This is a genomic window from Paenibacillus sp. FSL R7-0272 (assembly GCF_037969905.1).
Classification (GTDB): domain Bacteria; phylum Bacillota; class Bacilli; order Paenibacillales; family Paenibacillaceae; genus Paenibacillus; species Paenibacillus polysaccharolyticus.
Window position 1 is genome coordinate 5,241,939 of the sequence record NZ_CP150221.1, and the last position, 14,386, is coordinate 5,256,324.

At 45.3% G+C, this 14,386-nt stretch carries 13 protein-coding genes; 5 read left to right on the plus strand and 8 right to left on the minus strand.

Annotated features, from left to right (window positions below; all coding sequences use genetic code 11):
* Positions 1 to 11: 11 nt before the first annotated feature.
* The gene (locus MKY23_RS23100) at positions 12 to 464 is read right to left on the minus strand and encodes an NUDIX hydrolase (RefSeq protein WP_090919529.1); all 453 of its coding nucleotides are present in this window, start codon (positions 462 to 464) and stop codon (positions 12 to 14) included.
* 201 nt (positions 465 to 665) lie between these two features.
* Positions 666 to 1,562: an EamA family transporter RarD gene (gene rarD / locus MKY23_RS23105; protein ID WP_154959687.1), complete on the minus strand. Its 897-nt coding sequence runs from the start codon at positions 1,560 to 1,562 to the stop codon at positions 666 to 668.
* 224 nt (positions 1,563 to 1,786) lie between these two features.
* Between rarD and MKY23_RS23110 the strand changes: the two genes are divergently transcribed.
* A complete protein-coding gene (locus MKY23_RS23110) occupies positions 1,787 to 2,191 on the plus strand; it encodes a VOC family protein (protein ID WP_154985064.1) in 405 nt (134 codons plus the stop codon).
* Positions 2,192 to 2,314: 123 nt separating this feature from the next.
* Here MKY23_RS23110 and MKY23_RS23115 read toward each other — a convergent pair whose 3' ends face one another.
* The 3 genes from MKY23_RS23115 to MKY23_RS23125 form a co-directional block, all read right to left on the minus strand.
* On the minus strand, positions 2,315 to 2,956 hold the full coding sequence (locus tag MKY23_RS23115; protein ID WP_154985065.1) for an NAD(P)-dependent oxidoreductase: 642 nt from the start codon (positions 2,954 to 2,956) through the stop codon (positions 2,315 to 2,317).
* A 306-nt stretch (positions 2,957 to 3,262) separates the two neighbouring features.
* Complete coding sequence (locus tag MKY23_RS23120) at positions 3,263 to 7,165, minus strand: carbohydrate binding domain-containing protein (protein ID WP_339832506.1); 3,903 nt, start codon at positions 7,163 to 7,165, stop codon at positions 3,263 to 3,265.
* Positions 7,166 to 7,699: 534 nt separating this feature from the next.
* The gene (locus MKY23_RS23125) at positions 7,700 to 8,056 is read right to left on the minus strand and encodes an iron-sulfur cluster assembly accessory protein (RefSeq protein ID WP_090919545.1); all 357 of its coding nucleotides are present in this window, start codon (positions 8,054 to 8,056) and stop codon (positions 7,700 to 7,702) included.
* Between the two features lie 447 nt (positions 8,057 to 8,503).
* Between MKY23_RS23125 and mqnE the strand changes: the two genes are divergently transcribed.
* Positions 8,504 to 9,610 carry an aminofutalosine synthase MqnE gene (gene mqnE / locus MKY23_RS23130; RefSeq protein WP_090919549.1) on the plus strand — a complete coding sequence of 369 codons (1,107 nt, stop codon included), beginning with the start codon at positions 8,504 to 8,506 and terminating at the stop codon, positions 9,608 to 9,610.
* 263 nt (positions 9,611 to 9,873) lie between these two features.
* Positions 9,874 to 10,935: an NAD(P)/FAD-dependent oxidoreductase gene (locus MKY23_RS23135; protein WP_090919552.1), complete on the plus strand. Its 1,062-nt coding sequence runs from the start codon at positions 9,874 to 9,876 to the stop codon at positions 10,933 to 10,935.
* Here MKY23_RS23135 and MKY23_RS23140 read toward each other — a convergent pair.
* On the minus strand, positions 10,932 to 11,186 hold the full coding sequence (locus MKY23_RS23140; protein WP_090919554.1) for a YuzB family protein: 255 nt from the start codon (positions 11,184 to 11,186) through the stop codon (positions 10,932 to 10,934). The genes MKY23_RS23135 and MKY23_RS23140 overlap by 4 nt on opposite strands.
* A gap of 80 nt (positions 11,187 to 11,266) precedes the next feature.
* Between MKY23_RS23140 and MKY23_RS23145 the strand changes: the two genes are divergently transcribed.
* On the plus strand, positions 11,267 to 11,512 hold the full coding sequence (locus MKY23_RS23145) for a NifU family protein (RefSeq protein WP_053783253.1): 246 nt from the start codon (positions 11,267 to 11,269) through the stop codon (positions 11,510 to 11,512).
* Positions 11,513 to 11,587: 75 nt separating this feature from the next.
* On the opposite strand, the gene MKY23_RS23150 is transcribed toward MKY23_RS23145, so the two are convergent.
* Positions 11,588 to 12,352: an SDR family oxidoreductase gene (locus tag MKY23_RS23150; RefSeq protein WP_154959690.1), complete on the minus strand. Its 765-nt coding sequence runs from the start codon at positions 12,350 to 12,352 to the stop codon at positions 11,588 to 11,590.
* Positions 12,353 to 12,600: 248 nt separating this feature from the next.
* On the opposite strand from MKY23_RS23150, the gene MKY23_RS23155 reads away from it, so the two are divergent.
* Positions 12,601 to 13,461 (plus strand): DUF2167 domain-containing protein, encoded by an 861-nt coding sequence (locus MKY23_RS23155; protein ID WP_339832514.1) that lies wholly within the window; start codon positions 12,601 to 12,603, stop codon positions 13,459 to 13,461.
* Between the two features lie 75 nt (positions 13,462 to 13,536).
* On the opposite strand, the gene MKY23_RS23160 is transcribed toward MKY23_RS23155, so the two are convergent.
* The gene (locus tag MKY23_RS23160) at positions 13,537 to 14,373 is read right to left on the minus strand and encodes a MetQ/NlpA family ABC transporter substrate-binding protein (RefSeq protein ID WP_090919563.1); all 837 of its coding nucleotides are present in this window, start codon (positions 14,371 to 14,373) and stop codon (positions 13,537 to 13,539) included.
* Between the last annotated feature and the right edge of the window lie 13 nt (positions 14,374 to 14,386).

Consider the following 14,386-nt stretch of genomic DNA (forward strand, 5'->3'; position numbering starts at 1 on the left):
TTTCTCCATTTCTATAGCATGCTGTGAAAAAGCATTAAGGGATACTCTCTTTTAGTAATTATATTATCCGTAATCTGCAACATCACTTCGCGGTCGCGCAATTCCAGCACATCCGATGTAGACAGGTCTTCCGGCGTAATCCACCTCGCGTCTGCAATTTCTATAGTATCCAGTTGCAAAGAACCGCCTATAATCTCACCGATAAAATGGAATAAAACCACCTGTTGCTGAAGACTGCTTATAAAATTGTAAATACCTGTTGTAGCAGTTAGTCTAACATCATAACCCGTTTCTTCTCTCACTTCACGATGTGCCGCATCCATTACATCTTCTCCATACTCTATTCGGCCTGAGGGGTAATTCCATGTGTATCGAACAGATGCTTTGTTCTCCTTAACGATCAGCACTTTCCCTTTATTTACAATAGATACACTCACAACGAATACAATGCCTTGTTGCTTCATCAACCCTAACCTCCACCGCCGCAAAAATTCATTCCCTACAATTAGAACATACGTTCCTTAATTTGTAAATAAAAGAATCATTCAGGTTGCCTTACGACTGTGAATTTGGTAAAAAAAAAGCCCTCCTCATCCTTAAGGATGGAAAGGCTAATCATCAGAAAGACTAGATCAATTCAAGTCTTTCAACCCTTTTATGATGTATTAGATCGCTTTCTGTTCCTGGACAGACTTCGCCAGTTTTGTAGCACGCATCGAAGCAATAGCATAGACGATAAGTGCTACCCAAATGAAGGCGAAACCAACCAGCAACACAGGAGAAACAGTTTCCTTAAACACAAATATGCTCAGGACCAACATAATCGTTGGACCGATGTATTGCACAAATCCGAGCGTGGACAGCGACATGCGGGCAGCTGCACGTGCAAAGAACAGCAGCGGCAATGCGGTTACAACGCCGGAAAGCAACAATTCAAAAAACATTGGCGCTGGCAATGTCCAGGCCGTTGTTTTACCCACAATGCCAAGATAAATCCAGTAACCTAATGCAACAGGCAGGACAACTGCCGTCTCTGACAGCAAGCCTACTGACGCATCTTGCTTGATTTTTTTCTTAGCCAGACCATATAAACCAAAGGATGCAGCCAGTGAAATGGAGATCCACGGGAAACGTCCGTAGTCGATCGTAATAATCAGCACAGCAAGCGCTGCAATAGCAATGGCCAGCCATTGCCCCCGGTTCGGTTTCTCATGAAGGAAAACGACGGCAAGCAGCACATTCAGCAAAGGGTTCAGATAATAACCAAGACTAGTCTCCACCACATGACCGTTGTTCACAGCCCAGATGAAAATCAGCCAGTTGATCGCAATCAACAGTCCACTAGCCGTGAGCGACAGTAAAGTTGATCGGCTGGTCCAGATTCGTTTTACATCACTCCAGCGGCGCTGGATAGCGACTAAAATCCCCATAAATACAAATGACCACACCACCCGATGTGACAAAATCTCACCAGCCGGCACGTTGTTAAACAGCTTCCAATAAAGTGGGAGGATTCCCCACATGACATACGCAATAATGGCATTAATTAATCCGCTATTCATGAAACATACCTCTCTTTATGTTCTCTGTCTGAGTCTCTATTTAATCTCTGATGTCTCAACGGATTATACGCCTCGTTCCTTACATAAGTAAAGAAATACTTATAAAAATACAATTTTGTAACAATATACATAGCAGTCTAAACACACAACTTCATTGAAGTGCATTGCTTCTCTTCATAATAGCGTATAATAAGATAAATTCTTTCTCTATGGGGGCCATGACGATGTCACAAGATATCTGGTTTAACTTGCCGGTCAAAGATGTAGAAAAGGCAACTTCTTTTTTTAATGCAATAGGATTTAAAACGACGAACGTTGGTAGCGAGAGAGCCATGATCTCCATAGACCAAACTACAATTATGCTTTTTCCTTATGCAACTTTCGAGAAATTTACCGGAGCCAGAGCTGTGGACACTTCGCATAGCGCAGAGGTTATCATCTCCATTGGTGCTGATAGCAGAGAAGCAGTCGACTCCTTTATTCAGAATGTAGAGCGTGCCGGAGGAGGCATCTTTGGCAAGCCAGGAGAGACGGACGGTTGGATGTATGGTGCAGGGTTTGCGGATTTGGATGGTCATCGCTGGAATCTGCTGTACATGGATGAGAGCAAGATGCCAAAGCGTCAATAATGAGCCCAATCATAGATAACATCTGATAGATCATAAATAATTTTACATCAACAAAAACGGACACTCGCTTATCCAAGCAAGTGTCCGTTTGTTTTTAGTTTATTTTACAAACATATCTAATTATTACTTCGCTTCGCCAACTACAGTAAAGCGTTCATTTTTATGCTGCGGGTTCTCAATCTCATCCACAAGCGCAATCGCGTAATCGGCATAGCTGATGTAGCTGTTGCCTTCACTGTTTACCATAATTACATCGTTGCCGGACTGGTACTTTCCAGTACGTACGCCTTCCGGATTGAAGAAACCAGCCGGGCTAAGGAATGTCCATTGAATGCCGGAAGATGCTTGTAAGTCTTGCAGGTTCTTTCCTTGGTTGGATGCTGTTGCTTTGTACGCATCAGGGAATCCAGGGGAATCGACAACACGCAGCGTTTTGGAATCGTCCGTGAACAAGCTTCCCGCACCACCCACAACGATCAGACGAGTGTTAGGAGCATCTTTCAAAATGTTGATCAGGGCTTGTCCAGCTTCCACGTGCAGGTTTTCTTTGCCTGCTGGTGCACCAAACGCATTCACAACCACATCAAAGGCCTGAACATCTGAAGCCGTCAGATCAAATACGTCTTTTTCCAATACATTCAGGCTTTTGTCTTCTAATTTGGATGCATTCCGCACAATCGCTGTTACTTCGTGCCCGCGGTCTACCGCTTCTTTCAAAATAGTACTTCCCGCTTTACCTGTTGCACCAATAATTGCAATTTTCATCGTCAATCTCTCCTTCAATATCGTTTTTTACTACCTATTATGTTAAGGTTGTTTCCCTAATTCATAATGTAACTATAAATGTTACAACTTTTCTTGTCAATACGTTTTCTTTTATCTTTTAACCATACATCCACGAAAGATGTGGAGCTGGAATGAAGTTCGTCAGATAACAATGAATACAGTTGATCCTTGCACTAAAAATAAACAGATGAATATCCTCCTGCCAATATTCTTAATGCCATAATAAGAAGCCTTGTTCTCAATAAACAAGGCTTCTTTCTTTCCTTTCTTCTTCACAACATCAACTTAGGCGCTCCTACGTCCCAATCTCCAAGGGGAAGCATGGATAAACTCTACTGGCAAAGATGTCACTGGGCTGTCACCATTACTTGAAAATGTTGCTCCCGCTGGGGCTCCTGATGTGATGACACCAGCATGATAAGTGCTTACCCCAAGAGGAAATACATAATTGCGACCCCCGTTGTTATCCCAAGTACCACTTCCGTTGTTGAAAACGGCCTCTAGTCCGCTCGATGTACCTACATCAATTGTAATTTTGTTATACCCTGGCAGGTCTGATACTGGGATTGGAACACCTGGAGGTGTCGTCCATGTCCCTCCTGCCGGACGGTAATGAATGTTAGGCTGCGCGTATCCCTGCTTATAGTAGAGTGTGACACTATTGCTCTTTGGTGCAGCATCGGTCGTCACACGGACTTCCGCACTCGCTGCCGATTTGTTCTGCGCTGCATCATAAGCTACAACATAGTAAGCATGAGCTGTTGCAGCGTTCAAACCTGTATCCGTATACGCAGTTGTTGTGCTTGTGCCAATGTTGACGCCATCCCGAAATATTTCGTATCCTGTTACACCTGTATTATCTGTTGATGGACTCCAAGCAAGGGATACACGATCGGAAGCTTTTGAGGTGACTGTCAGATTTGTGGGTACGCTAGGCGGAGCCGTATCTACTTGTGGCCCACCTTGAGTGATGACCCCTGCATTATAGGTGCTCAGCCCTAAAGGGAACTGATAGTTCTTTCCACCGTTGTTGTCCCACGTACCGCTGCCATTGTTGAAAACCGCTTCAAGTCCGGTAGCTGTGCCTACATTCACGGTCATTTTCATGTATCCTGGCATTTCAGCTGCCGTCATTTTTACACCCGGAGCCGTCGTCCAGGTTCCACCTGTCGGACGATAATGAATGTATGGATTGGTGTAACCCTGTTTGTAATATATGGTGACCACATTGCCTTCTTTGGTCTTTACCGTGACTGACTCACTGACGGCCGAGACATTTCCTGCCGCATCGACGGCTTTGATGGTGTATACATAATTGGTTGCGGGAGCAAGAGAAGAATCGGTATACGTCAGTCGGGTTGATTCTCCAACTTTACTTCCATCACGATAGATGTCGTATCTCGCAACTCCGTAATTATCCTGACTTGCTACCCACTCCACAGTTACAGTGGATGAAGTAGACTCTTTAACCACAACGTTCGTGGGGGCTGTTGGTGGCTCAGTATCTGCAACGAGTGTCTGCACTTGTAAAGTTTGACTGGCATCAGATATGTTATTGGCCTTATCCCTGGCTTTAATGCTGTACGTGTAGGTTTTGGCAGGTTCAAGTCCGGTATCTGTATACTCCGTCGTCTGGGAACTGCCCACTTTGGTGCCATTCCGATAGATATCATAACCATCGACACCAACATTGTCCGTAGCTGCTGTCCATTGAAGAGTGACACTACGATCCGTTACACGTGTGGATTTCACCTCGGTTGGAGCGGAAGGCGGCGTCTGATCCACCACTAGGAACGGGTGTGTGCCCTGGATTGTTCCGTTTGAGTCTTCCACGATTTTACCGGAAGCATCCTTTTTGTATTTTCCCGTACCTACATATACCGTCTGAATCTCACTGCGAGTCACATTGCCGTTTCCGTCCGTAGCCTCGATATAATAATCAACCAGTTGATCCCTGAAATCGTTGAAATAGGTATAATACATATCCCCGATTTCTTGAGCCGGTACACGTTTGAACATGTCTGTACTGCTTGGTTGCCAAGCCACCCCGTTGATGTCCGGCTTCAAATCACGCTTGGTCATCGGATATTCCTGCCAAGGGCTCACTTTTGCAGGATCAATGTTGGACACACCTTTGGCTTTGAGCGCTGCCGGATCATACACACGGAAAGTGTTATCCTTCGCATCCGCCTGCTTATCCCGATGAGTCCGTACTTTCACTTTGATATCACGAATCCCGCTCACATCATAAGCGTAGGTGTAGATGCCAAACGTATTGTCAAAATAATGAAGCGTCCATCCCTCTGCCTTACTGACGTTGGCACTGCCTGGGTTATACGGATAACGCTGCGGCCACCAGACTGACGGGCCTGTGCGATCCTTAGTTAGCTGGCCATTAACGTATGGCTTGGAAAAAAACAGAGACTGATTAAAGGATAGTGTCGGCTTCACACCGTCATCCACATTTTCATCATAGTATCCAAAACCGGAATCCAGCGCTGGCAAAAGGAAATACCAGCTCAGCTCTGCCGGGTTCGCCCCACCCTTATAATTGTTTGCCGGATCTCCCTTGACTGGGTAAGCCATCATCCATGGATTCAGCTGATTGCCTTCGTAGGTGATCTCCCGATCCAGTGCTGTAGAAGGTTTCCAATGGTTCGGGTTGTCATCCAGCCACATTTGTTCGGCTGTCTTTGCATAATTGAGCGCTGCCTGTTCCAGGGCAAAGTTACGCTCCAGATAGTGATAACCGTATTCAAAGGATACCGTCATGCCTTCCTGAACCCCGTCCAGATTCTTTTTGGGCTCCAGTTGAAGACCGGTAGCTTTGTTGAACGCATCAAACTGTCCTTTCCAGATGCCAAAAGGTAGACGCCAGTGATACCATGTCGGATCGGATGAGGAGTCACGCGTATCGATCCACGAGCCATCCTGCACATGTACCACATCCTCGGCTTTTGGCGTATTCGTACGCAAGTACTCGTTGATGCTCTCTCCTTTTACCCCGGATTGTGCATAAGTCACATCGCCTGCATTGCGCCAAGTGTCCTCAGAACCTGCACGGCCTGAAGAATTATCCCCATCATGCGCAATAACAAAAAACTGCTTCTGATCCACTAGTCCCTCAAATGGTTTGAGTGCATCTGCCTTCACCGAGCCTTGGTAGCCTTCTTCCCATGATTCTGCCTGAGCTACAGGGATACCAACAATCTTCTTCTCTGCTCCGGTTTCGGGATTCACGTGCCGCACCCAGTGCGGTGTAGAGGCGAACGGGTATTTGTTGTACACGACCTGTTTTTCATTGAACATCGGTGCAGACACCCACGAACCAACACTACTGGTGTTTTGCAGATCGGCTCGATTTGGTGGAGAAATCATCGTATCCTTGCCAGGATCGTTCAACAACGGATAATCCTTGAGGGTACGTGAAAAGTGATTGTTGCCGATCACAGACCATTCAATGCCCAGCTGATCTAGCACGGGAATAATGCGTTCCGAGAAGCCAAGCTCGGTCGGGAAGAAACCTTTGGATGATTTGAAGCTGTCCCCTAGGAAGAAGGGTTGAGCCATGACTGCATTTTGGTATATCAGATCCTTGAGCAAATATTCATTACCCGCAAGTGGCCCCATGGAGTGGTGCCCGGAAAAATGAACGAGGTCCATCGTACGTTCTCCATGGGTCGTTTTCAGATTGTTGTACGCGTTCTTCCAAGGAGTACCCCAAGATTTGTTGTTGTAACCGTTTACATTATTGGTATACATAAAGCTGTCCACATTGTTAAGAAGGGAGCCTGACATGGTTACCTGCATACCTGCGGCTGGATGGTTATTTTTGAGATCGCCTGCTACTTGCCATGGCCAACTGAGATAGGCTCCTGTTTTCGCATGATGCGTGTAATAAGCGACCAGATCATCATGTGGCATCGGTGCACCACCAGGCAGAAAATACGGATAACCTGCTGGGGGATTTTTTTTCAATTCTATGACTTGCCCGTCATAGGTGTATCGGATGGGTGATCCTACAGGTGTGGAAGCATACTTGGCCGTATCGTAGTAAGCCCAGAAATTCGGCATATGGTTATGGTACACATGGGAAGCGGAGATTTCAGCATAAGCTGCTGGGGTATGTGTGGAAACAACGATGGATAATGCCAACAGAAATGCGCCTAGCCTGCGCACAAGCTTCATGTTTTTCCTCCCTTATCTGTTGCCCCTGTGGGGACCATGAATTTGAATTCATTTGAAAGTCAGTAGAGCCTTGCTAACGAATCTTTTGTTTGAATGTGAAAATGAGCCTGCTATCGTGCCTCCTCTCTCCTGTAATCCTGTGATTCTTTGATTCTCTGCTAAAAAAATCTTCGAGCTATCCAAGCAAGATAACGTCTTTTTGCACAAACGTTTGCATATTTGAGAAATGAATAACCTCTTATACACCAACGATTATTGGGTATAACAACGGGATATACGTTGATGATCAGCTTGATTTTTGCAAACGTTTGCACAAAATAATATACCTACACATGGAACAAAATGTCAATATCGGAAATACGTAATCTACCCTCCCCACTTCAGACTGGCTTAAAGTACCTGTCCAACTAACTACACAAAGCACAAAAAAGCACACTTCCAGCGAATCCTCTTCGCCGAAAAATGTGCCTTGACCGTTGTATCTTTTTGAACGCTTTAATGAATTGACACGCTCAAACCCATACTATTCGCAGATTAACAATCTTTATCCGGTACCCCTGCTTCTTCACGTGTACGGAAGGATGAGCCGCAGCCGCATGTAGCTACTGCGTTCGGGTTGTGAATGGTGAATCCGCCGGACATGCCGGAATCTTCAAAATCAATTTCAAGTCCATTCAAATATTTCACATTTTCTTTCTCCACAACGACTTTCATGTCCTGAATGTCCATATATATATCCTCATCGGACTCTTTATCGTCAAAGCCCATGGCGTACGAAAATCCGGTACAACCGCCCGGTGCTACGCCAAGACGCAGGAACATTCCAGGGGTCTCTTGCTGTGCAAGCATCTCTTTCAATCGGTCTGCAGCCGTTTCGCTGATACTAATCATGCCAGGTCACTCTCCTTTTCATCACTCTTCCTTCAAATTATACTCCACTCCGTCAAGGGGCTCAAGTCATGTTTGCCCGCTTCCGTGTTCCCCCTGAACTCCTTTTTCTTCCCAGTGTATTGAACCCCTGCGGCACGAGGTTTATAATGGATAGGTGGTCACTCTGAAAATGTCAATATTTTGTCATGAGATATTCGGATGTTGGTCATATATGGAGTTGTAATTTTTTTCACATTTCGAGACTGGTTCTCAGTCCCCAATGCATATAGAGTCACTTTGACTCCTTTTGAAAAAATAAACTTTTCGATTGCAGCATACGCTGCACCGGGTAATAAGAGTTAGTCTTTCACAGGAAGGCGGCAGTTGACCGCATCTTTGCTATGTATTTCTGTTTATTGGTTCAACACACCACAACTCGAATTCCGGTAAAGAACAGGAGGAAACAGCATGTCTACATTGGTAACACCGTTCACCGACAAAAGAATGGCTGAAATCGTTGAGAAAGTACAGAACGGCGTAAGGCTGAGCGTAGAAGACGGCGTATATCTGTATCAAACAGATGATCTGCTGACTTTGGGCCAGCTGGCCAATGAGGCCAATCTGCGGAAGAACGGCAAGAAAGTCTATTTTATTGAGAACATGAGCCTTTATTTCACCAACGTATGCGAAGCTCGCTGCGCATTTTGTAATTTCCGCAAAGACCAGGGTGAGGAAGGCTCTTATACGTTATCCGGTCCGGAAATGATCGACTATGTGGAGCAGCATATTCATCCAGGCGTGCGTGAGTTCCATATTGTAGGTGGACATAACAACCATGTTCCTTTTCAATATTATGTCGATTCACTACGTGCTTTAAACGAAAAATATCCGGATGTCACGCTGAAAGCTTACACTGCGGCAGAGATTGATTTCTTCACCCGCATTAGCGGCCTGAGCATCAAAGAAGTTCTGCAGGAGTTGCAAAAAGCTGGCCTGAAAACACTGACTGGTGGCGGCGCCGAGATTCTCTCGGATGAATACCGCAAAAAAATGCGTGTAGACAAAGCCAACGTGGATCGTTATCTTGAGGTGCACCGCACAGCTCATGAGCTCGGCATGCGTACACATACGACGATGTTGTATGGATCGATCGAATCCTATGAGGACCGTGTCAATCATATGGTGCAGATTCGTGAACTGCAAGACGAGACCAACGGATTCATGGTCTTTATTCCGCTTTCCATGCAGCCAAAAAGTAAAAACGCAAGCATTATGCGTCGTAACTCGGCTTATGAGGATCTCAAAACAATTGCGATCAGCCGACTGATGCTGGATAACATCGATCATATCAAAGCATACTTCATTAACATCGGTCCACAGCTGGCTCAAGTTGCCCTTGGATTCGGTGCTTCGGATGCACATGGTACGATTGTTCGCGAACGGATTAGTCATGCCGCAGGTGCTCTCACACCTGAAGGCCTTACACGTAAAGAGCTCATATGGCTTATTAAGGGTGCGGGACGTATTCCAGTAGAACGTGATACGTTCTACAATGAAATACAAGTTTACGAATAGCTCTGATTAGTTTCATTGATCTAGGCAAGGATTACAGCAGCAGAAGCATCACTCATCAAAGAACGATACTTTCTTCAATCAGAGGGGACGTTTGATCAGAGTGATGCTTAACTGTGATCACATATTTCAAATTTTTATCTTTTCATTATGAATTATTCAAATTATTCAAACTAAAACAACACACGGAGCAGCTATGTGAGGACATAGCTGCTCCGCAGGTTACAGCCCCAGCAGTGGGACTGATGCAGAAAGGAAGCCGAGTCATGAAAAATTTCGTCATTCTTGGAGGCGGTTATGGCGGCCTCACGATCATCAAGGAACTTCTGGAAGGTAAAATTCCGTCAGATACGCAAATTGTACTGGTGGATCGCAGCCCCTTTCAAGGATTAAAGACCGAATATTACGCACTCGCAGCAGGAACAGTATCCGATTACGACCTGCGTATCCATTTTCCGGTAAATGAGAAAGTAACACATCGTTTCGGTGAGGTTACAGCCATTAATCTGGAGCAGCGTCAGATTGAATTCGAAGGTCAGGAACCGCTTGAATATGACAAGCTTGTGATTGGACTAGGTTGTACGGATCGTTTCCACAATACACCTGGTGCTGAAGAATACAGCTGTACCATTCAGAGTTTCAGCAAAACACGCGAGACGTACCTGCGTCTGAATGAGGTAAAAGCTTATGGGCATGTTCACATTGTGGGCGGTGGCCTAAGTGGTGTTGAGATGGCAGCCGAATTACGCGAAAGCAGACCGGATCTGAATATCAGTATTCTGGATCGCGGTGAACGAGTATTATCCGCATTCCCTCAACGTCTCTCCTCTTATGTTCACGAATGGTTCGGCGAACATCAGGTTGAAGCACGAGGACATATTGCTATCTCGCGAGTCGAGCCTAACGCGATCTACAACCGCGATGAACAGATTCAAACGGATGCTGTTGTATGGACGGCAGGCATTCAGCCGGTGAAAGTCGTTCAAGACCTTGATGTAACGAAAGACCCACAAGGTCGTGTCGTATTAAATGAGTACTATCAGATTCCGGAGTATACCGACGTTTACGTGGTAGGTGACTGTGCCAGTGTACCTTATGCACCGAGTGGTCAGGCTGCGGAGGTTCAGGGTGAACAAATCGCTCATATTCAGCATGCCCTCTGGAAAGGCGAAAAGCCCAATCCGCAGCCTCTTAAGCTTCGCGGCACACTGGGCGCGCTTGGCAAGAAAGCTGGATTTGGGCTGATGGGCAAAACATCCATGATGGGACGAGTGCCTCGTATTTTGAAAAGCGGCGTGCTCTGGATGTCGAAACGCCATCTCGGTTAATCGAGATCCAGCGCGTCCCAGGCATCCGCTTCGGCAATTTTGGCTAGAATGGCGTTATATAGATCTTCTACTTTATCTGTGGTTACGACTTCACCATTGACTAGGGCAAAAGGTGTCATATAACATTGACCGCAATTGGTCAGACAGCCGTATTCGATCACGTCATAGTCCGGATTTTCATCCAGTTGATCCATGACTTCATCCGTGCCAAAATGCATATTGTTAGCACAAAATTCAATAATTGGTCTCATTTCAGTTCACCTGCTTTGTTTGACCATTTTAATTTATGGTCATTTGTAATATAATATAGGAAGGAAAGGAGTTGAACAATATGAGCGAAAACGCACAAAGCACCATGTATGATGAGGTATCTGATGTGCTTGATAAACTTCGTCCGTTCCTGCAACGCGATGGCGGTGACGTGGAACTGGTCGACGTGGAGGACGGCATCATTAAGCTGAAACTGGTCGGTGCCTGCGGCAGTTGCCCAAGCTCCACCATTACCTTAAAAGCCGGGATTGAACGCGCCCTTCTTGAAGAAGTTGAGGGTGTACAAGAAGTTGTACAAGTATTCTAATCAATCCTTCACGAAATAAACCTCAGAGAGCCTTTCGCTTCGCAAGAAGCGAGAGGCTCTTTTTTTGTAATTCCATCAGATGGTAGGCCGGATCGGATCAAGTCCTCCAGATACATCCATAATGTTGCCTGTTATAAAATCCGAATGATCTAAGCACAGGTACGTGATCACTCGCGCAATATCTTCTCCACTGCCAGGCCGACCTCTTGGTGTTTCTTTATCAGTTATGCCCGCAATCTCATCAATCATTTTCTCTTTGTTTGCACCACGAATATCTCCAGGGCATACCATATTGACCGTAATCCCATAAGGTGCCTCTTCAACAGCAAGAGTCTTGGTAAACGAAACCAGACCTACCTTGGCAGCAGCATATACGGCACGATGAGGCCAGGATCTTGCTTCACCCGCGTGACTGAAGCCAAAATGAATAATACGTCCCCACTGCTTGCGGCGCATTTCCGGCAAAACAAGCTGATCCAGAATCATTGGCCCGAGCAGGTTGCCCTGCACTAACATCTGTACCTCTGCTTCAGAATAATCTGCGAACACCCGACGCTCTCGTACAAATGGACCAGCATTATTCACCAGAATGTCTACATGACCCAGCTGTGTCTGTACCTCTGTAACGAGTGTGTGCATCTCTTCTACTTTGGATATATCCGCCTGAACGGCAATGCAGCGCACCCCTTTGGCGATTATCTGAGCTTGCAACGATTCGGCTTCTGTTCTGCTATGCACATAATTAAGGGCAATGTGGCATCCCTGATCCGCCAGACTGAGGGCTGTCATTTTACCAAGACCTTTGGCACTTCCCGTTATGAGGGCAATCTTTCCCTTCACGTTCATCCCCCTCTTCAAAGAGCAGTCACTTATCCAGTATAAAAGATTTATCCGCCTCTCACAACTTGTAGCTCTTCACAATCTGTTCCAGTTGTTTTACTGTGCAAATATACCTTCATATCCAGAAATGCCTTGATCTAAATTCAATTGCTATGATAATCTCAGTAGGTCATTGTGCCTTATGATAATAACGGCATGACATACTAAGGTGTAAATTGCTGCTTACATCGTCTGAAAGGATTAATGAAATGAAAAAGTTGTGTATCCCCTTCGTCTTCACCTTGCTTCTCCTTACCTCGCTTCCATTCTCGACCATGAAAGTTGCTGCAGAAAATTTTGGTTCAGCCGATGGATTTGAATGGCAGAGTGGCCCTACAACAGTATCTTTGGAGGATATAGCTTCACTAAACGTACCGGAAAATCTTGCTTTTTTTGATAAAGAAAATACCAAGAGGTTTATGAAAGAAAATCCTCCTCCTCCGAACGGTACTGAAATTGGCTCTCTTTATAACATGAACATGCAGTTGTATTGGAACGTCATTTTTGAATACCACGACATAGGAAATGTCAACGATCATGACAAAAATGAATTAGATGCCGATGAACTCCTGGAAAGTTACAAGCAGAGTCCTGAAGGACAGCATGAGAAAGCGAGCTCAGAAAATCAATCCTCCGTGCTACGTTGGGATGTTGAGCCTGTGTATGAAGAAAGTAAACATCAATTACGCTATTCCATAGGTTTGCGAGATCCTTTACAGGGAGGAGTCGTATATTATAAAGTAAACTTGTTAACACGTGAAGGGTATATTAGCGTCATACTTGTAACTCCAAGTTATTATTTTGAAGAAAGTCGAAAACAGTTTGAAGAAATGGTACTCCAAAATATTAAAATCAAAAACGGTCATACATACCAGGAATATAATGCTTCCCTTGATAAAAAATCAGAGCTTGGTCTCATACATCTTATTCCGGGCGGTGATGGCATAGCCGCTACCAAGAAAGAGGAACGGCAGACTCTAATCAAAAAAGGCATGATCTTCATTGTTACTGCGTGTGTTGCTGCATTCATCTTCATAAAACTTCGGCGGAAGCCCAGAACTCAGAAATAGTAAAGCCCCGCAGGCCTCTTTAAGAGATCGTGCGGGGCTTTCAGCTATTTAAGATCATGCGCTCGCTTTAACAACTTAAAATGCAGGTTCAACTGCACCTTGGTAACGTTCTTTGATGAATTTTTTCACCGTTTCGGAGTGGAGAGCTTCTGCCAGTTTTTTGATAGCATCCGCATCTTTGTTATCTTCACGGGACACGAGAATGTTAGCATATGGATTGCCTTGCAAATCTTCGATCAACAATGCATCTTTAGAAGGATTGAGGTTTGCTTCCAGCGCATAGTTTGCGTTGATAAATACCAGATCAGCTTCATCCAGCTGACGAGGCATCATAGCTGCATCCAGTTCGATGATTTCCAGGTTTTTCGGATTCGCCGTAATGTCCTGTTTAGTGGATGCGATGTTTGTATCATCTTTGAGGGTGATCAGACCTTTTTTCGCAAGCAACAAGAGTGCACGTCCACCATTCGATGGGTCGTTTGGAATAGCCACTTTAGCGCCATCTTTCAGTTCATCCAGGGATTTAATCTTTTTGGAGTAACCACCGAAAGGCTCAACATGGACTGGAGTCACAGCAACAAGGTTGAATCCGCGCTCTTTGTTCTCTGTATCAAGGTAAGGCTGATGCTGGAAAAAGTTTGCGTCCAGTTTCTTATCTGCCAGCTGTTGGTTAGGTTGCACATAGTCGTTAAACGTCACCACTTGCAAACGAATGCCTTGTGCTTCAAGTTCAGGTTTGATGCTTTCCAGAATTTCAGCATGTGGTGTAGGAGAAGCACCGACTTTCAATTCAACGGTACGCGGAGCACCTGCTGCGTTATCCGCACCACTGTCGGATTTCTTGTTGTTGCCGCAAGCTGCGAGCACGGCAATCATCATCAAGCTGAGTAAAATAATAGACCATTTTTTCATCTGTAAAACCCCT

Bases quoted from the DNA above. Each gene is read 5' to 3' on its own strand.
- MKY23_RS23100 (WP_090919529.1), bottom strand. From the start codon at position 464: ATGAAGCAACAAGGCATTGTATTCGTTGTGAGTGTATCTATTGTAAAT.
- rarD (WP_154959687.1), bottom strand. From the start codon at position 1,562: ATGAATAGCGGATTAATTAATGCCATTATTGCGTATGTCATGTGGGGA.
- MKY23_RS23110 (WP_154985064.1), top strand. From the start codon at position 1,787: ATGTCACAAGATATCTGGTTTAACTTGCCGGTCAAAGATGTAGAAAAG.
- MKY23_RS23115 (WP_154985065.1), bottom strand. From the start codon at position 2,956: ATGAAAATTGCAATTATTGGTGCAACAGGTAAAGCGGGAAGTACTATT.
- MKY23_RS23120 (WP_339832506.1), bottom strand. From the start codon at position 7,165: ATGAAGCTTGTGCGCAGGCTAGGCGCATTTCTGTTGGCATTATCCATC.
- MKY23_RS23125 (WP_090919545.1), bottom strand. From the start codon at position 8,056: ATGATTAGTATCAGCGAAACGGCTGCAGACCGATTGAAAGAGATGCTT.
- mqnE (WP_090919549.1), top strand. From the start codon at position 8,504: ATGTCTACATTGGTAACACCGTTCACCGACAAAAGAATGGCTGAAATC.
- MKY23_RS23135 (WP_090919552.1), top strand. From the start codon at position 9,874: ATGAAAAATTTCGTCATTCTTGGAGGCGGTTATGGCGGCCTCACGATC.
- MKY23_RS23140 (WP_090919554.1), bottom strand. From the start codon at position 11,186: ATGAGACCAATTATTGAATTTTGTGCTAACAATATGCATTTTGGCACG.
- MKY23_RS23145 (WP_053783253.1), top strand. From the start codon at position 11,267: ATGAGCGAAAACGCACAAAGCACCATGTATGATGAGGTATCTGATGTG.
- MKY23_RS23155 (WP_339832514.1), top strand. From the start codon at position 12,601: ATGAAAAAGTTGTGTATCCCCTTCGTCTTCACCTTGCTTCTCCTTACC.
- MKY23_RS23160 (WP_090919563.1), bottom strand. From the start codon at position 14,373: ATGAAAAAATGGTCTATTATTTTACTCAGCTTGATGATGATTGCCGTG.